We start from the raw sequence: 17,089 nt of genomic DNA, 5'->3' as shown, positions 1-17,089 counted from the left end.
GGGTGGCCGGGGGCGACGGAAGAGGCGCGGAATATGATTGTCGATCTGAAGCTCAAGGGCGGTCGCGTGCACCTACCCGGTGGCCCTGCCGAAACCGATGTGGGCGTGAAGGATGGCCGCATCGTCGCGATCGGCGGCGTGCTGGAAGCTGGCGAGACGATCGACTGTACCGGCCTCGACGTGCTGCCCGGCGTGATCGACAGTCAGGTCCATTTCCGCGAGCCCGGCCTCGAGGCCAAGGAAGACCTGGAAAGCGGCGCGCGCGCGGCGGTGCTCGGCGGCGTGACCGCGGTATTCGAGATGCCGAACACCAAGCCCAACACCGATTCGGCCGAGGCGGTGCAGGACAAGCTCGCCCGGGCGAAGGATCGCATGTGGTGCGACCACGCCTTCTATGTCGGCGCGACCAACAACAATGCCGAGCATCTCGCCGAGCTCGAGCGCCTGCCCGGCACCGCGGGCGTGAAGATCTTCATGGGCGCCTCGACCGGCGACCTGCTCGTGTCGGACGACGCCAACCTCGCGCGCGTGCTCGCCTCGGGCCATCGCCGCGTCGCGATCCATGCCGAAGACGAGTTCCGCATGCAGGACCGCCTGGGCGAACGCGTCCCCGGCGATCCTTCGAGCCACCCGGTATGGCGCGACGACGAGAGCGCGATGCTGGCCACCCGCCGCATCCTCGGCCTCGCCCGCGCGGCGCGGCGGCGGATCCATGTGCTCCACGTCACCACCCCCGCCGAGCTGGAGCTGCTGGGCCAGCACAAGGACATCGCCACTTGCGAAGTCACCCCGCAGCACCTGACGCTGGCGGGCGAGGAGGCCTATCCCACGATTGGCACCTTCGCGCAGATGAACCCGCCGATCCGCTCGGCGGCGCATCGCGACGGGCTGTGGCACTGGCTCAACCAGGGCGTGCCCGATGTGCTCGGCTCGGATCACGCGCCGCACACCCGCGAGGAAAAGGCGAAGCCCTATCCCGACAGCCCCAGCGGCATGCCCGGCGTGCAGACGCTGCTGCCGCTGATGCTCAACCATGTCGCCGAGGGCCGCACCACGCTGCAGCGGGTGATCGACCTGACCAGCGCCGGCCCGCAGCGCATCTTCGGCATCGCCGGCAAGGGCCGGATCGCGGTCGGCTATGACGCCGATTTCACCGTGGTCGATCTCAAGGCACGCTGGACGATCGAGGAGAGCTGGCTTGCCTCGCGTTGTGGCTGGTCGCCCTTCACCGGCAAGCAGCTGACCGGCAAGCCGATCGGCACGATCGTGCGCGGCAACCGGGTGATGTGGGAAGCCGAGCTCGCCAACCGGGCGATCGGCCGCCCCGTGCGCTTCGAGGCCGTGGAGTTCGGGTGAGGACGGTCTCGCGCACCGATCGCGCCTCCCGGCTCGTCAAGGCGCCGGCCAGCCGGATCTGGCGCGCCTTCATCGATCCCGCGGAGCTGGTGCGCTGGCTCCCGCCCGAAGGGATGACCGGCGAGATGCTGGCATTCGATGCGCGGCCGGGCGGCGGCTACCGCATGGCGCTGTCGTACGACGATCCCGAGCATGACGCGCCGGGCAAGACCTCCGAACATGCTGATGTCGTCGAGGTGCGCTTCACCGCGCTGAACCCGGGCCGGAGCATCGTCCAGGCGGCGGTGTTCGATTCGGAAGACCCGGCCTTTGCCGGCACGATGCGCATGACCTGGACGCTGGAGCCGGCCGACGGCGCCACCCGCGTCGCGATCACCTGCGAGGACGTCCCGCAGGGGATCGGCAAGCAGGACCATGTCCAGGGACTGAAATCCTCGCTCGCCAACCTGGCGGGGTTCGTCGAAGCCTAGGCCGGGATCGCCGCGGCCCAGGCCACGACCTCGTCCTCGCGCCGGGCATGGACCAGCGGCGTCTCCGCAATGCCCGCCGCCGGATCGACGGCGATCGTCGCGTCGTAGAGGAAGGTCGCGTTGCCGCGAATGGTGACCATGCCGTCCGCATCGGACGATCCCATCACCAGCCCGCCCTTGTTGAACACCTTCATCACCGTGCCGAAGGGCACCCGTCCGGTGCGGCCCGCGGCATAGACCGAGGAGGCCATGGCGCTGCCGCAGCTGTCGGTCAGCCCTACGCCGCGCTCATAGGTGCGTACGAACAGGTCCTGCCCGCGCACTTCGACGAAGGAGACATTCGCGCGGGCCGGGATCAGTTCGGGGCCTGCCTCGCACCAGTCGCCGAGCGCGACCAGCTCGGCCTCATCAACCGATTCAACAAATGTGACGAGATGCGGGTTGGGCATCGCGATCGCGGTGAAGGCGCGCGCGCTCGGCAGGCCGGGGATCGGCGCGTCGATGATCTCCGCTGCGTCTACGCGCAGCCCGACATCGGCGGTGCGCGTCGAAGCCGGCCCGGCCGTCTCGCGGATCGTCACCACGCCGGGCGCCAGCGGCTCGGCGCGCGCGACCTCCGCGCTGCTGGTCTTCAGCCGCACCCGGGCATGGTCGAGCCCGAGCAGCTCGAAGCCCAGCCGCGCGGTGCAGCGCAGGCCGTTGAGGCAGGTCTCCGCCTCCGATCCGTCCGAATTGAACATGCGCATGCCGAAATCATGCCCGGCATCGTCGCCCGCGGTGAGCAGCAGCAGCCCGTCGCCGCCCACCGGCCCGGCACGATCGGCCAGCGCCCGCGCCACGCCCGCCCAGTCCGCGTCGGACAGGGTGAGCGCGCGTGCGTCGATCAGGGGAAAGTCGTTCCCCGAGCCATGGCATTTGATGAAGGCGAACCGCATGGCGCCCAGATAGGCGCGCCGCGCGGTGCTGGCTAGGTCCAACCCTAGCCGGCAACCGCCTCGCGCGCCACCGGCCCGCCCATTGCATCGACCATGGCGCGGTCACGCGTGATGATCGCCGCGAAGCTCGGCCGGGCATGCATCGAGGCAACCCAGGCGGCGAGCCGCGGATAGCGTGCCGAATCGACAGTCACGCCGATGCAGCCCAGCGTCGCCAGCGGGCTCGCCACGGCGATGTCCGCCAGCGTCAGCCGATCGTCGACCAGGAACCCGCTCGCGGGGATCGCGCCCTCCAGATACGCCAGGATCGGCGGCATCAGGTCGCGCTCGGCGGCATCGGCCGCCGCATGGTCGCATTCCATCTTGAGCACGCGCGGGCGCACGAAGCGCTGGCCGAAGATCGCGCTCCCGGCCGCCATCATGATCGTGTCGGCGAGCTCGTCGAACCAGATCGTGCGGGCGCGGGCCTGCGGCTCGGCAGGGATCAGATTGGGCTCGGGATATTTGGCATCGAGATAGGCGACGATCGCCGAACTGTCCGAGATCAGGAAATCGCCGTCCTTGAAGCCCGGCATCTTGCCGAACGGGCTGGCAGCCATGAATTCCGGGCTCCCCCGCCCCATCCCGGCGGGCTGCAACTCGAGTTCCAGGCCCTTCTCGGCACCGAACACCATGACCTTACGCACATAGGGCGAAAGCGTCGAACCAAACACGATCATGCCAACCTCTCCCAGGCTTTTGGCAAAAAGGCCTATCCGATCGGTTGCACGGGGCAACCGGGTTGTGCGCGACAGGTGCGCTCCACTGTGCGAGGATCGGGTGAGTGACTGGTCTCACCCTTCTCCTCGCGCTGGGCGCGGCTGCGGCCTTTTATATCGTGCTGCGGCGCATGGCCTTTCTGGAACAAGAACTGCGCCGTGTCGAATCGCGGATCGTTGCTCTCGAGGAAGACGGGCGCGAGCCCTCCGCCCGCCCGGCCTCGCCCGCGGCCGCACAGCACCAAATGGCCGAAGCGTCGGTCATGGCCGCCGAGCCGCCCCCGGAGCGTGCGGCCAGGACTGAACCCGAGCCACGGCGGCCCATTTCCGAATCCCGTCAACTCCCGCAGTTCAGCCTGGAGACGCTGATCGGTGGCAAGCTGCCGATCTGGATCGGCGGCGCGGCACTGGTACTCGCGGGCTTCTTCCTGGTCCGCTACTCGATCGAGAGCGGCCTGCTCGGCCCCTCGACACGGACGTTGCTCGCCGCCCTGTTCGGCCTAGCCTTGATCGCGGGCAGCGAAGCGACCCGGCGGCTGCCCGCCACTGCGGACGATCCGCGCGTTGCCCAGGCGCTCGCCGGGGCCGGCATCGCCAGCCTCTACGGCACGCTCTACATGGCGGCCGCGCTCTACCACCTGATCGCGCCCCTCACCGCCTTCCTGCTCGTCCTGCTGGTCACCGGAGGCGCGCTCGCACTGGCCTTGCGCCATGGCCCGCCAACCGCGGTGATGGCGCTGGTCGGCGGCTTCGCGGCCCCCATGGTCGCCGGCTTCGACGCCGCGGGGATCGGGCCGCTGCTCGTCTATCTCGGGCTGTTCACCGCCGCGCTGTTCGGCCTCGCCATCCATCGCGGCTGGGCCTGGCTGGCGCTCGCCGCCTGCATTGCGGGCTTTGCCTGGATCAACTTCCTGATCGCGATGCTGGTGGCTCGCAGCGACGATCTCTCCGCGGTCGGCGGCTTCACCATGCTGCTCGCCATCGGCGCGAGCGCCGCGCTGCCCGCCACGGGCGCCGGCAATCGCTGGCTCCGCCTCGCGCCGCTCGTGGCCGGCTGCCTGCAGCTCGCGATCCTTGCTCCGGCGCTCGACTTCGGCTGGCTGCCCTGGAGCTTCTACCTCGTCCTGGCCGGCGCGGCGCTGATCCTCGCCTGGCGGGACGCCGTCTACCTGCCCGGCGCGCTCGCTGCCCTTGCCCTGCTGCTCGTTCTGGAGATGCTGGCGATCGGCCTGCCCGACCGCGGCTTCACGCCCATCGCGGCAATCCTGGCCACCGCGCTCTTCGCGCTTCCCGGCCATGTCCTCGCGCGCCGCCAACCAATCTGGGTAGCGATCGCGCTGCTCGGCACTGCCGGACCGCTCCTCGTCGCCCATCTGCGCGCACCCGCGCTGCTTCCCGCCGAGGCCTGGGGCATTGTCGAGCTGCTTGCTGCGATCGCGACGTTCAGCCTCGCCTGGCGGATCCGATCGGAGACCGGCAATCCCATGCTGGTCGCTGCCACCGCACTGGCGGCATTCCTCGCCGGGCTGGGGCTGGGCCAGTTCGTCCCCGGCGACTGGCTGTCGCTGCCGCTCACCCTGGTCGCCGCGGCACTGGCCTGGTGGGCGCGCAGGCTCCGTGCCCCGCGCCTCTACGCGCTGCCCGCCTATCCGCTCGCCGCGGCACTGGTCGCCGCCGCGCTGCCGCTCGGTGCGCTCAGCGAGCTGATCCTCGCTTCGCTCTCCGGCGAGCGGCTCACCTATCCGCTGCTGCCGTCGCCGGCCGAGCTTCTGCGCGAACTCGCCTTGCCCGTCGCGCTGGCCATCGCGCTGCTGTTCGATCCCGCCCTGTTCGGCCGCCTCCGCCGCACCATGTCGATCGCGGCAATCGCGCTGGGCGTGCTGCTCCTCTATGCGATCGCCAAGCAGCCTCTCGCCATCGCCACGCTGCCGCGCTTCCTCGCCTGGGGCTTTATCGAGCGCGCGGTGCTGAGTCAGGCGAGCCTTGCCGCCGGCTGGTGGCTGCTCCGCCAGGGCAAGGCCACGACGATCGGCCATGCGCTGCTCGCGCTCGGCCTGTTCCGCATCGCCTGGTTCGACCTGTTCCTGTTGAGCCCCCTGCTCGAGCAGCAATCCGTCGGCCCGCTGCCGCTCCTCAATGCCGCCGTGCTGCATCTCGGGCTGGCAAGCTTCTGGCTATGGACCCTGCCGGTGCGCTGGCGACCGGGTGCGGCGCTGCTTGTGCTCCTCGCCCTGCTCGCCGCCGTGCGCCAGGCAGCACATGGCGACCTGCTCACCGGATCGATCGGCACGGCCGAGAATGGCGGCTACAGCGCGGCGATGCTGGCGCTGGCGCTGTTCTGGCTGTGGCGCGGCATTGCCGGCGGCAGCCGCGACCTGCGCATCTTCGGCCTCGCCTTGCTCACCGCCACCACCTTCAAGGTCTTCCTGGTCGACGCCGCCGCGCTCGACGGGGTGCTCCGCATCCTCTCCTTCCTCGGCCTGGGCCTAGCGCTGATCGGGATCGGCTGGGCCTATGGCCGGTTCGTCGGCAAGGGCGCCGTCGAGCCCGAACCCGCTATTTGAGCCCGTAGAAATCGGCGACGCGGTCGAGCGCGAAGCAGAGCACCAGCTTGCCCGCGCGGCTCGGCCAGCCCAGCGCCTTCTCCGCCGGGCCGATACCCTCGCCGGCGCAGACGACGCGCCACAGGATGTCGGCCAGCCCCGGCCCCGCTGCCTCCACCGCGCCATCGAAGCGGCGCCGCGCCGAGATCTGCGCCAGCGTCGGATCCAGCCGCTCGGCGACGCCACCCGGCGTACGGGCCACCGGTGCCGGATCCCAGCGCATCGTTACGCGCGGGCCCAGTGCCGCCATCTCGTAATCGCTGCGCAGCCGCTCTCCCGCTTCGAGCTGCCTCGTGCTGACATGGCCGCGCGACGCCAGCCAGGCGAGCGGCGACTCCGCCAGGTTGACGGTGACACGACGCTTCAGCCCCGCAGTATCCTCGACCACGCGCTCCACCAGTTCCCGCATGACGATCTCCTTTTATTCCGATTCGCTCCTCTTGCCATGTGGGATCGATTGTAGGAAAGAGAGAAACCGATTTGGTTATCTGGAGGCTGCGATGATTACTGCCATCCGCGAAGTGCGCCGGGCAAAGGGGCTCACGCTGGAGGAAGTCGCGGCGCGCTGCGTGCCGCCGACCACGGCGCAGACCGTCGGCCGGCTCGAGATGGGCACCCGCACCGTCTCGGTCGGCTGGCTCAATCGCATTGCCGCCGCGCTGGGCGTCGATGCCGCCGATCTGGTCAAGCTGCCCGAGCGTCCGGAGATCCCCGTGGCCGCGCTGCTGGAAGCCGGGGCCGCCCAGGCGCCGCGCAACACCGCCACGATCGTGCCTCCGCATGCCGAACCCGGGATGGTCGCAGTAGTGGTGACCGCCGGGGTTGGCGACTATCGCACCGGCGACGAGATCTGGTGCCGCACGCTCGCGCCGGAGGGGTTTGGCGGCGCGCTCAACCGCGATGTGCTGGTGCCGCGGCCCGCCGGCCGCTTCCTGTTCGCCCGGCTGATCGGGCGCGAGGGCGAGCGGCTGCATCTCCTCCCTTTCGGCGCCGGTGCACGCCAGCAGGTGGTCGCCGATCCGCCCTGGATCGCCGAGGCGATCCGGCTGGTCCGCCCTCTCTGAAATCTCCTTGCGGAGCGCTCCGGACAGGCGCATTTTGCCGGAAAAGCAGGAGGGGCATGTCATGCTGAAACTGAGTCTTGCGGCAATCGCCGCGCTCTCGATCGCCGCGCCGGCAATGGCGGACGATTGGGATTTCGTGCTGATCAACAATAGCGGCAAGGCGATCAAGACGGTCGAGATCGCGCCGACGGGAACCACCACCTGGCAGCCCAACAAGGTCGATCCCGATTTCAAGAAGGAAGATGCCACGGTGAAGCCGGGTGCGCGGATGACCGTGCATTTCGACAAGGGCGCCGGCTGCAAATACGACGTGAAGCTCAACTTCGCCGACAGCAGCAGCGGCGTGTGGACCGCCATCAACGTGTGCGACAACAGCTATGTCACGGTGAAGTACAGCGCGGCCGGCGCACCGACCTTCACCGCGAACTGAGTTCGTACCGCATCGCAACCCGCATGGCGGGGAGCCCATCCGGCTCTCCGCCATTTGCTTGTCCGGCATGGCGCGGAAGGAGATTGATCCAAATCAGGTCCGGATCGGTGGCGTCTATTCGAGTCGAGCGGTTTCGACTCGCCAATTCCCGCACAGTCTAAAAGTAGACGAAACGTCCACCATTAAATGGAGTCGACTGTCCGGTCTGTTAAAGTTATCCACAGGCCCGTCGAGTCGCCTTAGATATCATGGCCGCCATTCGATCGCGGCCGCCTCACAAGTACATGACCATTTCCGAAAGAGGCGCATCGCGCGCTTCTTCGTGTTCACGTGACGCAACTGCTCCGGATCCTCCGGAGCGGGCGCGGGATGCTGTCGGGTGAGCGGGTGGACGATCTCGAGACCAGGCTTCTGGGCGACAGTGACGCGATGGTGCGCCTGCGCAGCATCGTGCCCAAGATCGCGCGCAGCGATGCGCCCACGCTAATCACCGGCTCCACCGGCACCGGCAAGGAGCATTGCGCCCGCACCATCCATGCGCTCAGCGAACGGCACGACGGTCCCTTCGTCGCGATCAATTGCGGCGCGGTGCCCGACAATCTGTTCGAAGCGGAGCTGTTCGGCTTCGAGCGGGGCAGCTTCACCGGGGCGGTGCGCAGCCAGACCGGCAAGGCGGTGATCGCCGGCGCCGGCGGTACCCTGTTCCTCGACGAGGTCGGCGAGCTCTCCCCCTTCAGCCAGGTCAAGCTGTTGCGGCTGCTCGAGGAGAAGGAAGTCCAGCCGATCGGGCGCGAGAAGCCGGTCAAGGTCGACCTGCGCGTGATCGCCGCGACCAATCGCGACGTCGAGCAGCAGGTCGAGCAGGGCAGCTTCCGCCCCGATCTCTACTACCGCCTCAACGTCGCCCGCCTGACCCTGCCCGACCTGTCCGAGCGCGCCGAGGACATCGCCCTCTACATCCGCCATTTCGTCGAGGGCTTCAATCGCCGCTGCGGCTGCCAGGTCACCGCGCCCGACGACGAGCTGCTCGACGTGCTGCTCCATTATGACTGGCCGGGCAACATCCGCGAGGTGCGCAACTTCGTCGAGGCGATCTTCATCGATCCGCCGCGCGGCGCGATCCGGCTCGACCATATCCCCGACGCCTTCGTGCGGCTGCAGCGCAGCTTCGACTGCTCGGGCAAGGACGAGCGCGCCCGCATCCGCGCCGCGCTCGACCGCACCGACTGGAACCGCGCCGAGGCCGCCCGCTCGCTCAGCTGGTCGCGCATGACGCTCTATCGCAAGATGACCAAGTACGAGATGACCCGTGGCGGCCCGGAGGGTGCGGAGGACGGCCCGATCCTGTAACAGCCGCGCGTAACATCGCTACGCCCGCGCTGCCGCAATGTTACGTACTATCCCCTAGCCCGATCACCCAACCCGCTGATTCGCAAGCTTTTCACAAGCTGGCACAGCGCTTGCTCCTCTGTCCGGCAGGAGGCGTGCCGGATGAGTCAGGGCGGCTTGGCAGATGTGGAGACCGACATGGCGATGCGCGACGCCAGCCGCGCGCCCGCCAGCTACGTCAACTATTTCGAGCTCGGCCAGAACCCCTTCGAATTCCTGATCGACCTCGGCCAATATTATCCTAGCGGCCATGAGGGCGTCGGCACGATCGGCATCCACACCCGCCTGGTGCTCACCCCCTCCTACGCCAAGATGCTCTCCGAGCTGCTCGCCCGCTCGGTGCACGAGCATGAGCGCGAGAACGGCCCGATCGCGCAGATCGGCCAGGACAGCTCCCCCTTCGACATCGTCCTCTCCTCGCTCGGCGACTTCGAGGAGCGCGCCCGCGCGCTGCGCGCCGCCCGCACCCGACCCGATTCCGCCCCCGGCAGCGACGATGCCGGCCGCAACTCCCCTTCCAGCAACGACAGGTGATCCATGACTGCTCAGATCCGTCCCAACCGCATGGAGGTCAGCGATCGGTTCCCGATGCTGGGGTTCGCCGTCCGCGTCGACCAGCCCAATGTCGAGGCACAGGTGGTGCTGGCGACCGACGTCACCCTGTTCGACGGGGCGAACAAGCCGCGTCGCACCGCCGCCAATTTCTACTGCAGTGACGAGCAGGGCCGCCTCAGCGTGCCGCGCGGCGACGGCGTGTTCGTCGTGCCGCCCGAAGTGCTCGCCCGTTTCATCGGCGCGCAGAAGCTCTATTTCGGGCTGGCGACCGGCGTGGGCGGGCTGAGCGTCGATGCCTTGCCGCGCGAGGGCAGCCCCTATGTCGCGCTCAACAGCTTCACCGGCCGCAGCCTGCGCCGCAGCTACACCGCGTCGCGCACCGCGCCGGTGCTCGAATGGGCCGGCGACGTGCCGACTCCCGGCAGCCGGCCGGCGACCCCCGCCGCCCCCGCCCCGGTCACCACGGCCCCCGCACCGGGCGGCGGCGGCACCTATGACGACGGCTTCGGCCCGATGCCCGACATTCCTGCAAAGGCCGCCGGCCTCGCCCGCTCAGGCCCGATGTCGGCCGGATCGCGCGGCCAGGTCGCGCTCAACATGAGCTCGGGCCTGAGCGCGAACGACGCACTCGCCTGGCTGATGGAGAAGGTCCGCGGCGCGGCGGCGGCGGCGGGCAGCGACGTCAACCCGCCCAGCCTCTATCGCTTCGGCGCGGCAAGCAGCACCTTCGTCGCCGCCTGGCAGGCCGGGTTCGGGATCACCGGGCTGATCAACCCGCTCAACGCCTTCCTCGCCGCCCTGCCCCAGCTCGCCGCGCGCAGCGGCGTGACCATCTCGGTCGGCCCGGCGCTCGATACGCCGGTATTCGGCGCCGGTGTCGGCGCGGTCTTCGCGCCCGACGGCCAGGCCGCCCTGTTCGGCACCGCCGATTCCAGCTTCGATGCCCAGGGCGTCAGCGATTTCATCGAGCATCTCAAGCTCGCGCTCCAGGCGAAGTTCAAGCTCGGCTACAATGCCCGCGGGATCGACGGCTTCGCCAGCCTGCGCAAGGTCGCCGCGATCAATGCCGGCGAGGAGCTGGTGGTCGGCGCCGAGCTGTGGCTCGACGGCGCCAATCAGGGCCTGGGCGGCGCCGTGTCGATCGGCGCGGGCTTCGCGCTGCAGTTCGGCCAGGAAGCGGCCGCCTATGTGCCGCCCAGCCTGCCCGGCAGCGGCGCGCGCGATCGCGCCACCCGCATCGGCGGGCAGTTCGCCACCCGTATCGGCGAAGCGCTCGACCTCGGCCTGGCCGAGACCGCGCTCAACCCGCTGTTCGAGAAGCTCGAGGGGAGCGCCCGGCCGGTGCCGCTCGCCTATGCCCGCGCCCAGGCGGCAAGCCGCAGCATCAACTGGGACGGCGTCGACTGGATCGCCCAGCCCACCGACGATAGCTGCTGGGCGACCACGCTGGCGATGCTGATCGGCTGGAAGGACCAGCAATGCTATGAGCCGGCGACGATCGCCCAGCGTTGCGGCCGCGACATCAACCATGGCCTGCCCTGGGACCAGCGCGCCACCGTCGCCGCCGCGCTCGGCCTGGGGACGCTCCAGCCGCAATGCTACACGCCCGAGGGCTTCTTCAGCCTGATCGAGCGCCACGGCCCGCTCTATGTCGGCAAGATGGCGAGCGCGACCAACCTGTCGGGCCATGCCGTGCTCGTCGTCGGCATGTATGAGGATGGCGGCCAATATTATGTCCGCGTCGTCGATCCCTGGGATCGCTCGGTCGGCACGCCGGGCGCACCGGGCGCCTATGCCAGCACCCATGATCGCGGTAGCCGCTACATCCTGCGCTACGAGGATTTCGCCCAGGAATATGAAATGGCGGCGGACGGTACCCCCGCCTATGTCCAGATCATCTATGCCGGCATCCCCGCCGGCCGCCAGCCCAACACCGGCACCTCCGCGCCGGCCGGCTTCGCGATGGCGGCGCCGCGCACCAGCAGCGCGATGTCCGCGCCCGACTGGTCGATCAACTGGGACGGCGTCCAGCTGGTCGCCCAGCCCACCGACAATGGCTGCTGGGCGACGACCATCGCGATGATGCTCGGCTGGCGCGACGAGCGCAGCATCACCCCGCAATCGATCGCGCAGCGTGCCGGCAACGATATCGAGCAGGGCCTGCCCTGGGACGATCATGCCGCCGCAGCGGCCCGGCTGGGCCTCACCGCGCATGCCCCGCAATGCTATTCGACCGACGGCTTCGCTCAGCTGATCCAGAACAACGGCCCGCTCTATGTGAGCAAGATGGCGACCTCGAGCGGCCTGTCGGGCCATGCCGTGCTCGTCGTCGGCATGTATTCGAGCGGCGGCCAGTATTTCGTCCGCATCGCCGATCCCTGGGATCGTCCGGTCGGCACCCCCGGCAAGCCCGGCGCCTATCCGGACAGCCACGATCACGGCAGCCGCTACATCATGCGCTACGAAGCGTTCCAGGCCGAATATGAGATGGCCGCATCGGGCAGCAATCCGGTGAACGTCCAGATCCTGAGCGCCGGCGTGCCCGCGGGCCGCCAGATCAACAGCGGCACCACGCCGCCGGCCGGCTATGCGATGGCCGCGCCGCGTACCAGCAGCGCGATGTCGGCACCCGACTGGTCGATCAACTGGGACAATGTCCAGCTGGTCGCGCAGCCCACCGACAATGGCTGCTGGGCGACGACGATCGCGATGATGCTAGGCTGGCGCAACCAGCAGAGCATCACCCCGGAATCAATCGGCGCGCGCTGCGGCAGGAACATCGAGAATATCCTGCCCTGGGTCGATCACGCCGCCACCGCGGTCCAGCTCGGCCTCACCGCCCATGCTCCGCAATGCTATTCGACCGACGGCTTCGCCCAGCTGATCGAGAACCACGGCCCGCTCTATGTCGGCAAGATGGCCAGCTCGGCCGATCGCTCGGGCCATGCGGTGCTCGTCGTCGGCATGTATTCGAGCGGCGGCCAATATTATGTCCGCGTCGCCGATCCCTGGGACCGGCCGGTCGGCACGCCGGGCAATCCCGGCCGCCACACCGCGACGCACGATCATGGCAGCCGCTACATCCTGCGCTACGAGGACTTCCAGACCGAGTACGAGATGGCCGCGACGGGCAATCCGGCGAACGTCCAGATCTTCAGCGCCGGCGTGCCCGCCGGCCGCCAGATCAACCGGAGCACCACCGCGCCCGCCGGCTTTGCCATGGCCGCGCCGCGCACCCTGCCCGAGCCCCCGGTCGCCCGCAGCCGCGCGCTCGATCTCGGCGCCGCCGCCACGATCGCCGGCACCGCGGTGCAGATCATCGCCCAGAACAGCGGCGACATTCACACCAACCTGGCGAGCTGGGGCGGGATCAAGCACCCGAACGACCGCGCGCCCTCCCGCTCCGCCGCCTTCCTCGACGGCGCCATCGAGCTGCGCGACTGGCCGGTGGTCGGCGGCACCTTCGGGATGGACGACATCTATTGCTGGCTGCGGATCCGCTGGCAGTATAACGGCACCTCGCTCGGCCATATCTATATCGACGATATCGGCCATGACGATGCCGCGGGCTGGGGCCTCACCGTCAATGCGACGATCGAGGACGATGCCCGCCTCTATGCGCGCAGCTCGCATGCCAGCGCGCCCGGAGCGGCGCAGGTGCCCGCGCTCCACATCAACATCACCTACACGTTCGACGAGGTGATCGCCGACGATCAGGTCGCCAACTCCCGCATCACGCTCTACGCCGACGGCACTCACGATATCGAGAGCCGCTGGGTGCAGCATTCGCGGCCCGGGGGCGGCAACCCGACCAACGCACCCCGCCCGCTCGCTCTGGCGTGATCCATGTCGGGTGATCGCTACCTTCCGCCGCCCCCGGCGGCCACCTCGCGCCAGGCGAGCCATGCCGTGCCCTCGCACGCGATGGCGGGCTCGTTCTGGGGCAGTGAGGGCGCGCAGCAACAGCCTGCCCAGCAGGACGAGCTGACCGCGCCGGGTGCCGGCTCGGGTGCGTCGGGCGGCAAGGCGCCGCCCGCCACCGAGACGATCGGCCGGCGTGCCGGCGCACTTTCGGATGAACTGAACTTTCCCGATTTTGTGGCTTCGCTGATTCATGGAACCTGGGATGCGATGGTCGATTCATCGATCCGCCAGATGGACAGCTATGCCGATCTGGTCGCCGCGATCTCCAAGCCGCTCTCCCAGTTCCGCGACGAGAATGTCACCGCCAACCAGGCGCGCGACTGGCTGATGGCGCAATATCCCGGCGATATCGGGCTGGCGCGCGGCGAGAGCGAAGGCACGCTGGTGCCGCGCGGGGGCAGTGGCAGCGCTGGCGGCGATTCCGGGGAGAGCAACTCGCCGACCTGGCTCTCCGACTATGGTCTTGGCGGGCAGGAGCTGACCTCCGAGCTGATCGAGGAGCAGCTCGTCCCCGCCGCGCGCGACCGGCTCGCCGGAGACCGGATGCAGACGCTGGCGACGCTGGTGATGATGGGCATGAACCGGATCGTCGTGAAGGACGGCTCGATCACCGCCCGGCTGCGCTTCCGCGCCGCGGCGTCCGACAAGACCGCGGTCGATTATGCGGTGAGCGACGATCCCGGCAACACCACGCCGTCGGGCAGCTGGTCGACGCGCGGCAGCACCTCCTATCAGGCGCCGGTCACCAAGGTGTCGACCGTCGGGGTCAACGCCCAGACCGACAGCCAGCTCAATGCCGAGCTGTTCGGCGAAGTGAAGATCAACTTCGCCAGCGAGACGCTGCCGCTCGACCGGTTCGTCGACGATGCCCGGCGCACGTTGCTCGAACGCGCCGCGCGCCCGGCCCAGATGCCGGCACGGGCGCCGGCCCCCGCCGCCCTGCCCGCCCCGGTCCCCGCCGTCGCCGCGCCTGCATCGCCGGCGGCACCCGCCTCGCCCGCGCCGCTGCCGGTTCCGCCCGGAGGTGCTGCATGACCGACGCCGCCCGCCGCCCGCTCGAGGACCTGATCGGCGAATTGCTCGACGGCGTCACCGCGCTGCCGGCGGCGGGGCTGCGCGCGACCAGCGTCGCGTTCGACCTGCCGATCGAGGCGACGGTCGAGGCCGGTCCCACCGGGCCGATGGTCCGCGCCGATGTCCCGCGCACGCGCACCCGCACCTGGTTCGACCGGCCGGTCGGCCGCCTCTCGCTCAACATCGGCACGCTGCCGGTGGAGGAGGTGCAATGAACGGCGATACCGGCGAAGCGGTGGCGCTCGAGGACTTCATCCAGGCGGTGCAGTCGCAGCTCGATACGGCCCAGGCGCGCATGACGCTGAAGGCGCAGAACGACCGGCTGCCGCTCACCTTCGCGATCCGCGACATCTCGATGGATTTGAAGGCGCATCTCGAGCTCAACCAGGGCGAGCTGCGCATCCGTCCGGCCGGACCGAGCGACAAGGACCCGACCGTCCTCCATCTCGTCTTCACCGCGATCACCAAGCCGATGATCGAGGAGAATGCGGTCCCCATGTCGATCGACGACAAGAACGAAGTGCCGCTTTCGGCGCTGGGCGACGAGTTCGATCCCGCCGAGCGCCGCCGGCTCGAGGGGATCGGCGTGCGCACCGTCGAGAAGCTCAACGAGATGGAGCGGCGCGGCATCTCGGGCTCGGTCGGCCGGATCACCCGCCTCGCGCCTGACAAGCTCGAGCAGGTGCTCGCCCGCGCCTCGCGCCCGATGGTCGACGATGTCAGCCGCGACGGCACCGATGCGGGCGACCAGACCGACGAGCTGCGCCAGCGGCTGCGGGTCAAGGGCCGCAACCTGCTGCGCGGCGGGATGCCGCCCCAGGTGATGATCGCCGGCCGGCCGGTCAATGTCGTCCAGGCGCATGACAATGAGCTCGTCCTGGCGCCCGATCACGACCAGCTCGCCGGGCAGATGAGCCTGACGCACGATCCCCGTGCGCCGACCGAATTGTGGTTCGACCAGCAGCCGCGCCGGCCCTTGCCCGCGACGCCGGTCAACGGCTTCGACGGAGCCCAGCCATGACCGCCCGGCTCGGCCGCCTCGTCCAGCCCTGGGCGCACCGCGCCGGCGCCTATGCCGCGCCGGGCAGCCTGCTCGTCCGGCTGAAGCTCGGCGAAGTGCCCGCCGGCATCCCCGCCGCGCTCGACATCCGCCGCAAGGCCGCGACGCCCGCCGAGACGACGCAGCACCAGATCCTCGACCGCGTGGTGAAGTCCTTCGGCGGCACGGTCCGTGTCTCGCGCCTCCACGCCGCCGCCCAGGCGCTCCACACGATCGGCGCGCGCAACCGGGGCTATAGCGAGGCCGAGGAGATCAGCGGCATCGCCCGGGTGCTCCGCTTCGACGTCGAGCCCGACACCCATATCGGCTCGCTCGCGGTGTCGCTGATGCAGCTCGACATCGTCGAGTCCGCCATGCCCAATTACCTCTGCACGATCGGCCTCGACGGTCCCGACCGGCACCCCCGCCGCGACGAGGACGACGACAATGCCGGCTGGGACCCGCGCGACATGGTCAATGCCCGGCGCGCCTTGTCCTATTGCGCCGGCGATGGCGGGGTGATCGTCGCGGTGGTCGACAGCGGCATCAACCTGCGCCACCCCGAATTCTCCAGCCAGGCGCTCGATACCGGCGACCGGCTGCGCCGCGGCTATGACACCGTCCAGCTCAGCGAGGGCCAGCTCGCCACCGGCATCAAGCTGCTCGGCGACAATCGCGGCGCCGATACCGACCCGACCGACCGTTATGTCGGGCACGGCACCGCCTGCGCCGCGATCATCGGCGGCAGCGGCGCCGGCATCCCGCCCGGCCTCGCCGGCGCCTGCCGCCTGCTGCCGATCCGCTCGCTCGGCGCCGCCCAGCCGCCCGACCACAAGCCCGTCGGCATCGGCGCGATCAGCGACCTCGACATGGGGCTGGTCATGGCCGCCCAGCTCGGCGCGCACGTCATCAACTGCAGCTTCGGCACCGATGACGAGGCGATCGAGCCCGGCATGCCCAAGCCGCACAGCGAAGCCGTCGCCTATGCCACCGAGCGCGGCTGCACCCTGGTCGCGGCCTCGGGCAACAGCGGCGACAAGCGCGTCTACTGGCCCGCCGCCTTCCCCCAGGTCGTCGCGGTCGGCGCCGTCGATGCCGATCGCCGCATGGCCGGCTTCTCGACCAGCGGCGACCATGTCGCGCTCTGCGCCCCCGGTGTGAACATCCGCACCGCCGACCTCGACGGCTATCAGCGCGCCACCGGCACCAGCTTCGCCGCCCCCTTCGTCGCCGGCGCCGCCGCCTTGCTCGTCGCCCGCGCCCAGGAGCGCGCCGCCGCGATCGACCCCGAGACGATCAAGAAGCTCCTGGTCGCCAGCGCCCAGCCGCACCGCCCCGATCTCGCCGCCGGCAATGGCGCCGGCATCCTGGACGCCGCCCGCGCGCTCGAACTGCTCGATCGCGCGATCGACGCCGACGACACCACCGAATTGGGAGGCGCCGATGACGGCTAGAGCCCGCCCCGCTCCCTAGGCGCCCCGCGCCCTCCCCG

Annotated in this window: 15 protein-coding genes; 12 read left to right on the top strand and 3 right to left on the bottom strand. The window is 69.8% G+C overall.

Annotated elements, in window-relative coordinates; all coding sequences use genetic code 11:
- The first annotated feature begins 33 nt into the window (after nt 1-33).
- The gene (locus tag AC1RJ5_RS15690; RefSeq protein WP_269573126.1) at nt 34-1,356 is read left to right on the top strand and encodes a dihydroorotase; all 1,323 of its coding nucleotides are present in this window, start codon (nt 34-36) and stop codon (nt 1,354-1,356) included.
- Nucleotides 1,353-1,826 carry an SRPBCC family protein gene (locus tag AC1RJ5_RS15685; RefSeq protein WP_269573127.1) on the top strand — a complete coding sequence of 158 codons (474 nt, stop codon included), beginning with the start codon at nt 1,353-1,355 and terminating at the stop codon, nt 1,824-1,826. The genes AC1RJ5_RS15690 and AC1RJ5_RS15685 overlap by 4 nt, the downstream gene beginning before the upstream one ends.
- Here the strand turns inward: AC1RJ5_RS15685 and dapF are convergent.
- Complete coding sequence (dapF, locus tag AC1RJ5_RS15680) at nt 1,823-2,761, bottom strand: diaminopimelate epimerase (protein WP_269573128.1); 939 nt, start codon at nt 2,759-2,761, stop codon at nt 1,823-1,825. The genes AC1RJ5_RS15685 and dapF overlap by 4 nt on opposite strands.
- A gap of 44 nt (nt 2,762-2,805) precedes the next feature.
- Nucleotides 2,806-3,480, bottom strand: coding sequence for a glutathione S-transferase family protein (locus AC1RJ5_RS15675; protein ID WP_269573129.1), 675 nt, complete (start codon nt 3,478-3,480; stop codon nt 2,806-2,808).
- A 104-nt stretch (nt 3,481-3,584) separates the two neighbouring features.
- On the opposite strand from AC1RJ5_RS15675, the gene AC1RJ5_RS15670 reads away from it, so the two are divergent.
- The gene (locus AC1RJ5_RS15670) at nt 3,585-6,083 is read left to right on the top strand and encodes a DUF2339 domain-containing protein (protein WP_493114256.1); all 2,499 of its coding nucleotides are present in this window, start codon (nt 3,585-3,587) and stop codon (nt 6,081-6,083) included.
- Here AC1RJ5_RS15670 and AC1RJ5_RS15665 read toward each other — a convergent pair.
- Nucleotides 6,076-6,531 carry a DUF6456 domain-containing protein gene (locus AC1RJ5_RS15665; protein ID WP_269573131.1) on the bottom strand — a complete coding sequence of 152 codons (456 nt, stop codon included), beginning with the start codon at nt 6,529-6,531 and terminating at the stop codon, nt 6,076-6,078. The two genes, AC1RJ5_RS15670 and AC1RJ5_RS15665, sit on opposite strands and share 8 nt — an antisense overlap.
- A gap of 91 nt (nt 6,532-6,622) precedes the next feature.
- Here AC1RJ5_RS15665 and AC1RJ5_RS15660 point away from each other — a divergent pair, with 91 nt between their 5' ends.
- The 9 genes from AC1RJ5_RS15660 to AC1RJ5_RS15620 all read left to right on the top strand — a co-directional run bounded on the left by AC1RJ5_RS15660 (nt 6,623) and on the right by AC1RJ5_RS15620 (nt 17,051).
- Nucleotides 6,623-7,186, top strand: coding sequence for a helix-turn-helix domain-containing protein (locus tag AC1RJ5_RS15660; protein WP_493114253.1), 564 nt, complete (start codon nt 6,623-6,625; stop codon nt 7,184-7,186).
- 61 nt (nt 7,187-7,247) lie between these two features.
- Complete coding sequence (locus AC1RJ5_RS15655) at nt 7,248-7,616, top strand: hypothetical protein (protein ID WP_269573133.1); 369 nt, start codon at nt 7,248-7,250, stop codon at nt 7,614-7,616.
- A 330-nt stretch (nt 7,617-7,946) separates the two neighbouring features.
- A complete protein-coding gene (locus AC1RJ5_RS15650; protein ID WP_269573134.1) occupies nt 7,947-8,966 on the top strand; it encodes a sigma-54 interaction domain-containing protein in 1,020 nt (339 codons plus the stop codon).
- 141 nt (nt 8,967-9,107) lie between these two features.
- On the top strand, nt 9,108-9,539 hold the full coding sequence (locus AC1RJ5_RS15645) for a DUF3467 domain-containing protein (protein WP_269573135.1): 432 nt from the start codon (nt 9,108-9,110) through the stop codon (nt 9,537-9,539).
- 3 nt (nt 9,540-9,542) lie between these two features.
- A complete protein-coding gene (locus AC1RJ5_RS15640; RefSeq protein ID WP_493114250.1) occupies nt 9,543-13,403 on the top strand; it encodes a papain-like cysteine protease family protein in 3,861 nt (1,286 codons plus the stop codon).
- A 3-nt stretch (nt 13,404-13,406) separates the two neighbouring features.
- The gene (locus AC1RJ5_RS15635) at nt 13,407-14,519 is read left to right on the top strand and encodes a hypothetical protein (RefSeq protein ID WP_493114248.1); all 1,113 of its coding nucleotides are present in this window, start codon (nt 13,407-13,409) and stop codon (nt 14,517-14,519) included.
- Nucleotides 14,516-14,773 carry a hypothetical protein gene (locus AC1RJ5_RS15630; RefSeq protein WP_184163927.1) on the top strand — a complete coding sequence of 86 codons (258 nt, stop codon included), beginning with the start codon at nt 14,516-14,518 and terminating at the stop codon, nt 14,771-14,773. Before AC1RJ5_RS15635 ends, AC1RJ5_RS15630 begins: the two co-directional genes overlap by 4 nt.
- On the top strand, nt 14,770-15,579 hold the full coding sequence (locus tag AC1RJ5_RS15625) for a hypothetical protein (protein WP_342248581.1): 810 nt from the start codon (nt 14,770-14,772) through the stop codon (nt 15,577-15,579). The genes AC1RJ5_RS15630 and AC1RJ5_RS15625 overlap by 4 nt, the downstream gene beginning before the upstream one ends.
- On the top strand, nt 15,576-17,051 hold the full coding sequence (locus AC1RJ5_RS15620) for a S8 family peptidase (RefSeq protein ID WP_342248582.1): 1,476 nt from the start codon (nt 15,576-15,578) through the stop codon (nt 17,049-17,051). Before AC1RJ5_RS15625 ends, AC1RJ5_RS15620 begins: the two co-directional genes overlap by 4 nt.
- Nucleotides 17,052-17,089: the final 38 nt, after the last annotated feature.

Source organism: Sphingomonas sp. GW822-FHT03G08, from assembly GCF_058801135.1.
This window is presented reverse-complemented; position numbering and strand designations above follow the sequence as displayed.

Excerpts from the sequence above, each read along its gene's own strand:
- AC1RJ5_RS15690 (WP_269573126.1), top strand. The coding sequence starts at position 34 with ATGATTGTCGATCTGAAGCTCAAGGGCGGTCGCGTGCACCTACCCGGT.
- AC1RJ5_RS15640 (WP_493114250.1), top strand. The coding sequence starts at position 9,543 with ATGACTGCTCAGATCCGTCCCAACCGCATGGAGGTCAGCGATCGGTTC.
- dapF (WP_269573128.1), bottom strand. The coding sequence starts at position 2,761 with ATGCGGTTCGCCTTCATCAAATGCCATGGCTCGGGGAACGACTTTCCC.
- AC1RJ5_RS15630 (WP_184163927.1), top strand. The coding sequence starts at position 14,516 with ATGACCGACGCCGCCCGCCGCCCGCTCGAGGACCTGATCGGCGAATTG.
- AC1RJ5_RS15625 (WP_342248581.1), top strand. The coding sequence starts at position 14,770 with ATGAACGGCGATACCGGCGAAGCGGTGGCGCTCGAGGACTTCATCCAG.
- AC1RJ5_RS15655 (WP_269573133.1), top strand. The coding sequence starts at position 7,248 with ATGCTGAAACTGAGTCTTGCGGCAATCGCCGCGCTCTCGATCGCCGCG.
- AC1RJ5_RS15635 (WP_493114248.1), top strand. The coding sequence starts at position 13,407 with ATGTCGGGTGATCGCTACCTTCCGCCGCCCCCGGCGGCCACCTCGCGC.
- AC1RJ5_RS15660 (WP_493114253.1), top strand. The coding sequence starts at position 6,623 with ATGATTACTGCCATCCGCGAAGTGCGCCGGGCAAAGGGGCTCACGCTG.
- AC1RJ5_RS15675 (WP_269573129.1), bottom strand. The coding sequence starts at position 3,480 with ATGATCGTGTTTGGTTCGACGCTTTCGCCCTATGTGCGTAAGGTCATG.
- AC1RJ5_RS15665 (WP_269573131.1), bottom strand. The coding sequence starts at position 6,531 with ATGCGGGAACTGGTGGAGCGCGTGGTCGAGGATACTGCGGGGCTGAAG.
- AC1RJ5_RS15620 (WP_342248582.1), top strand. The coding sequence starts at position 15,576 with ATGACCGCCCGGCTCGGCCGCCTCGTCCAGCCCTGGGCGCACCGCGCC.
- AC1RJ5_RS15645 (WP_269573135.1), top strand. The coding sequence starts at position 9,108 with ATGAGTCAGGGCGGCTTGGCAGATGTGGAGACCGACATGGCGATGCGC.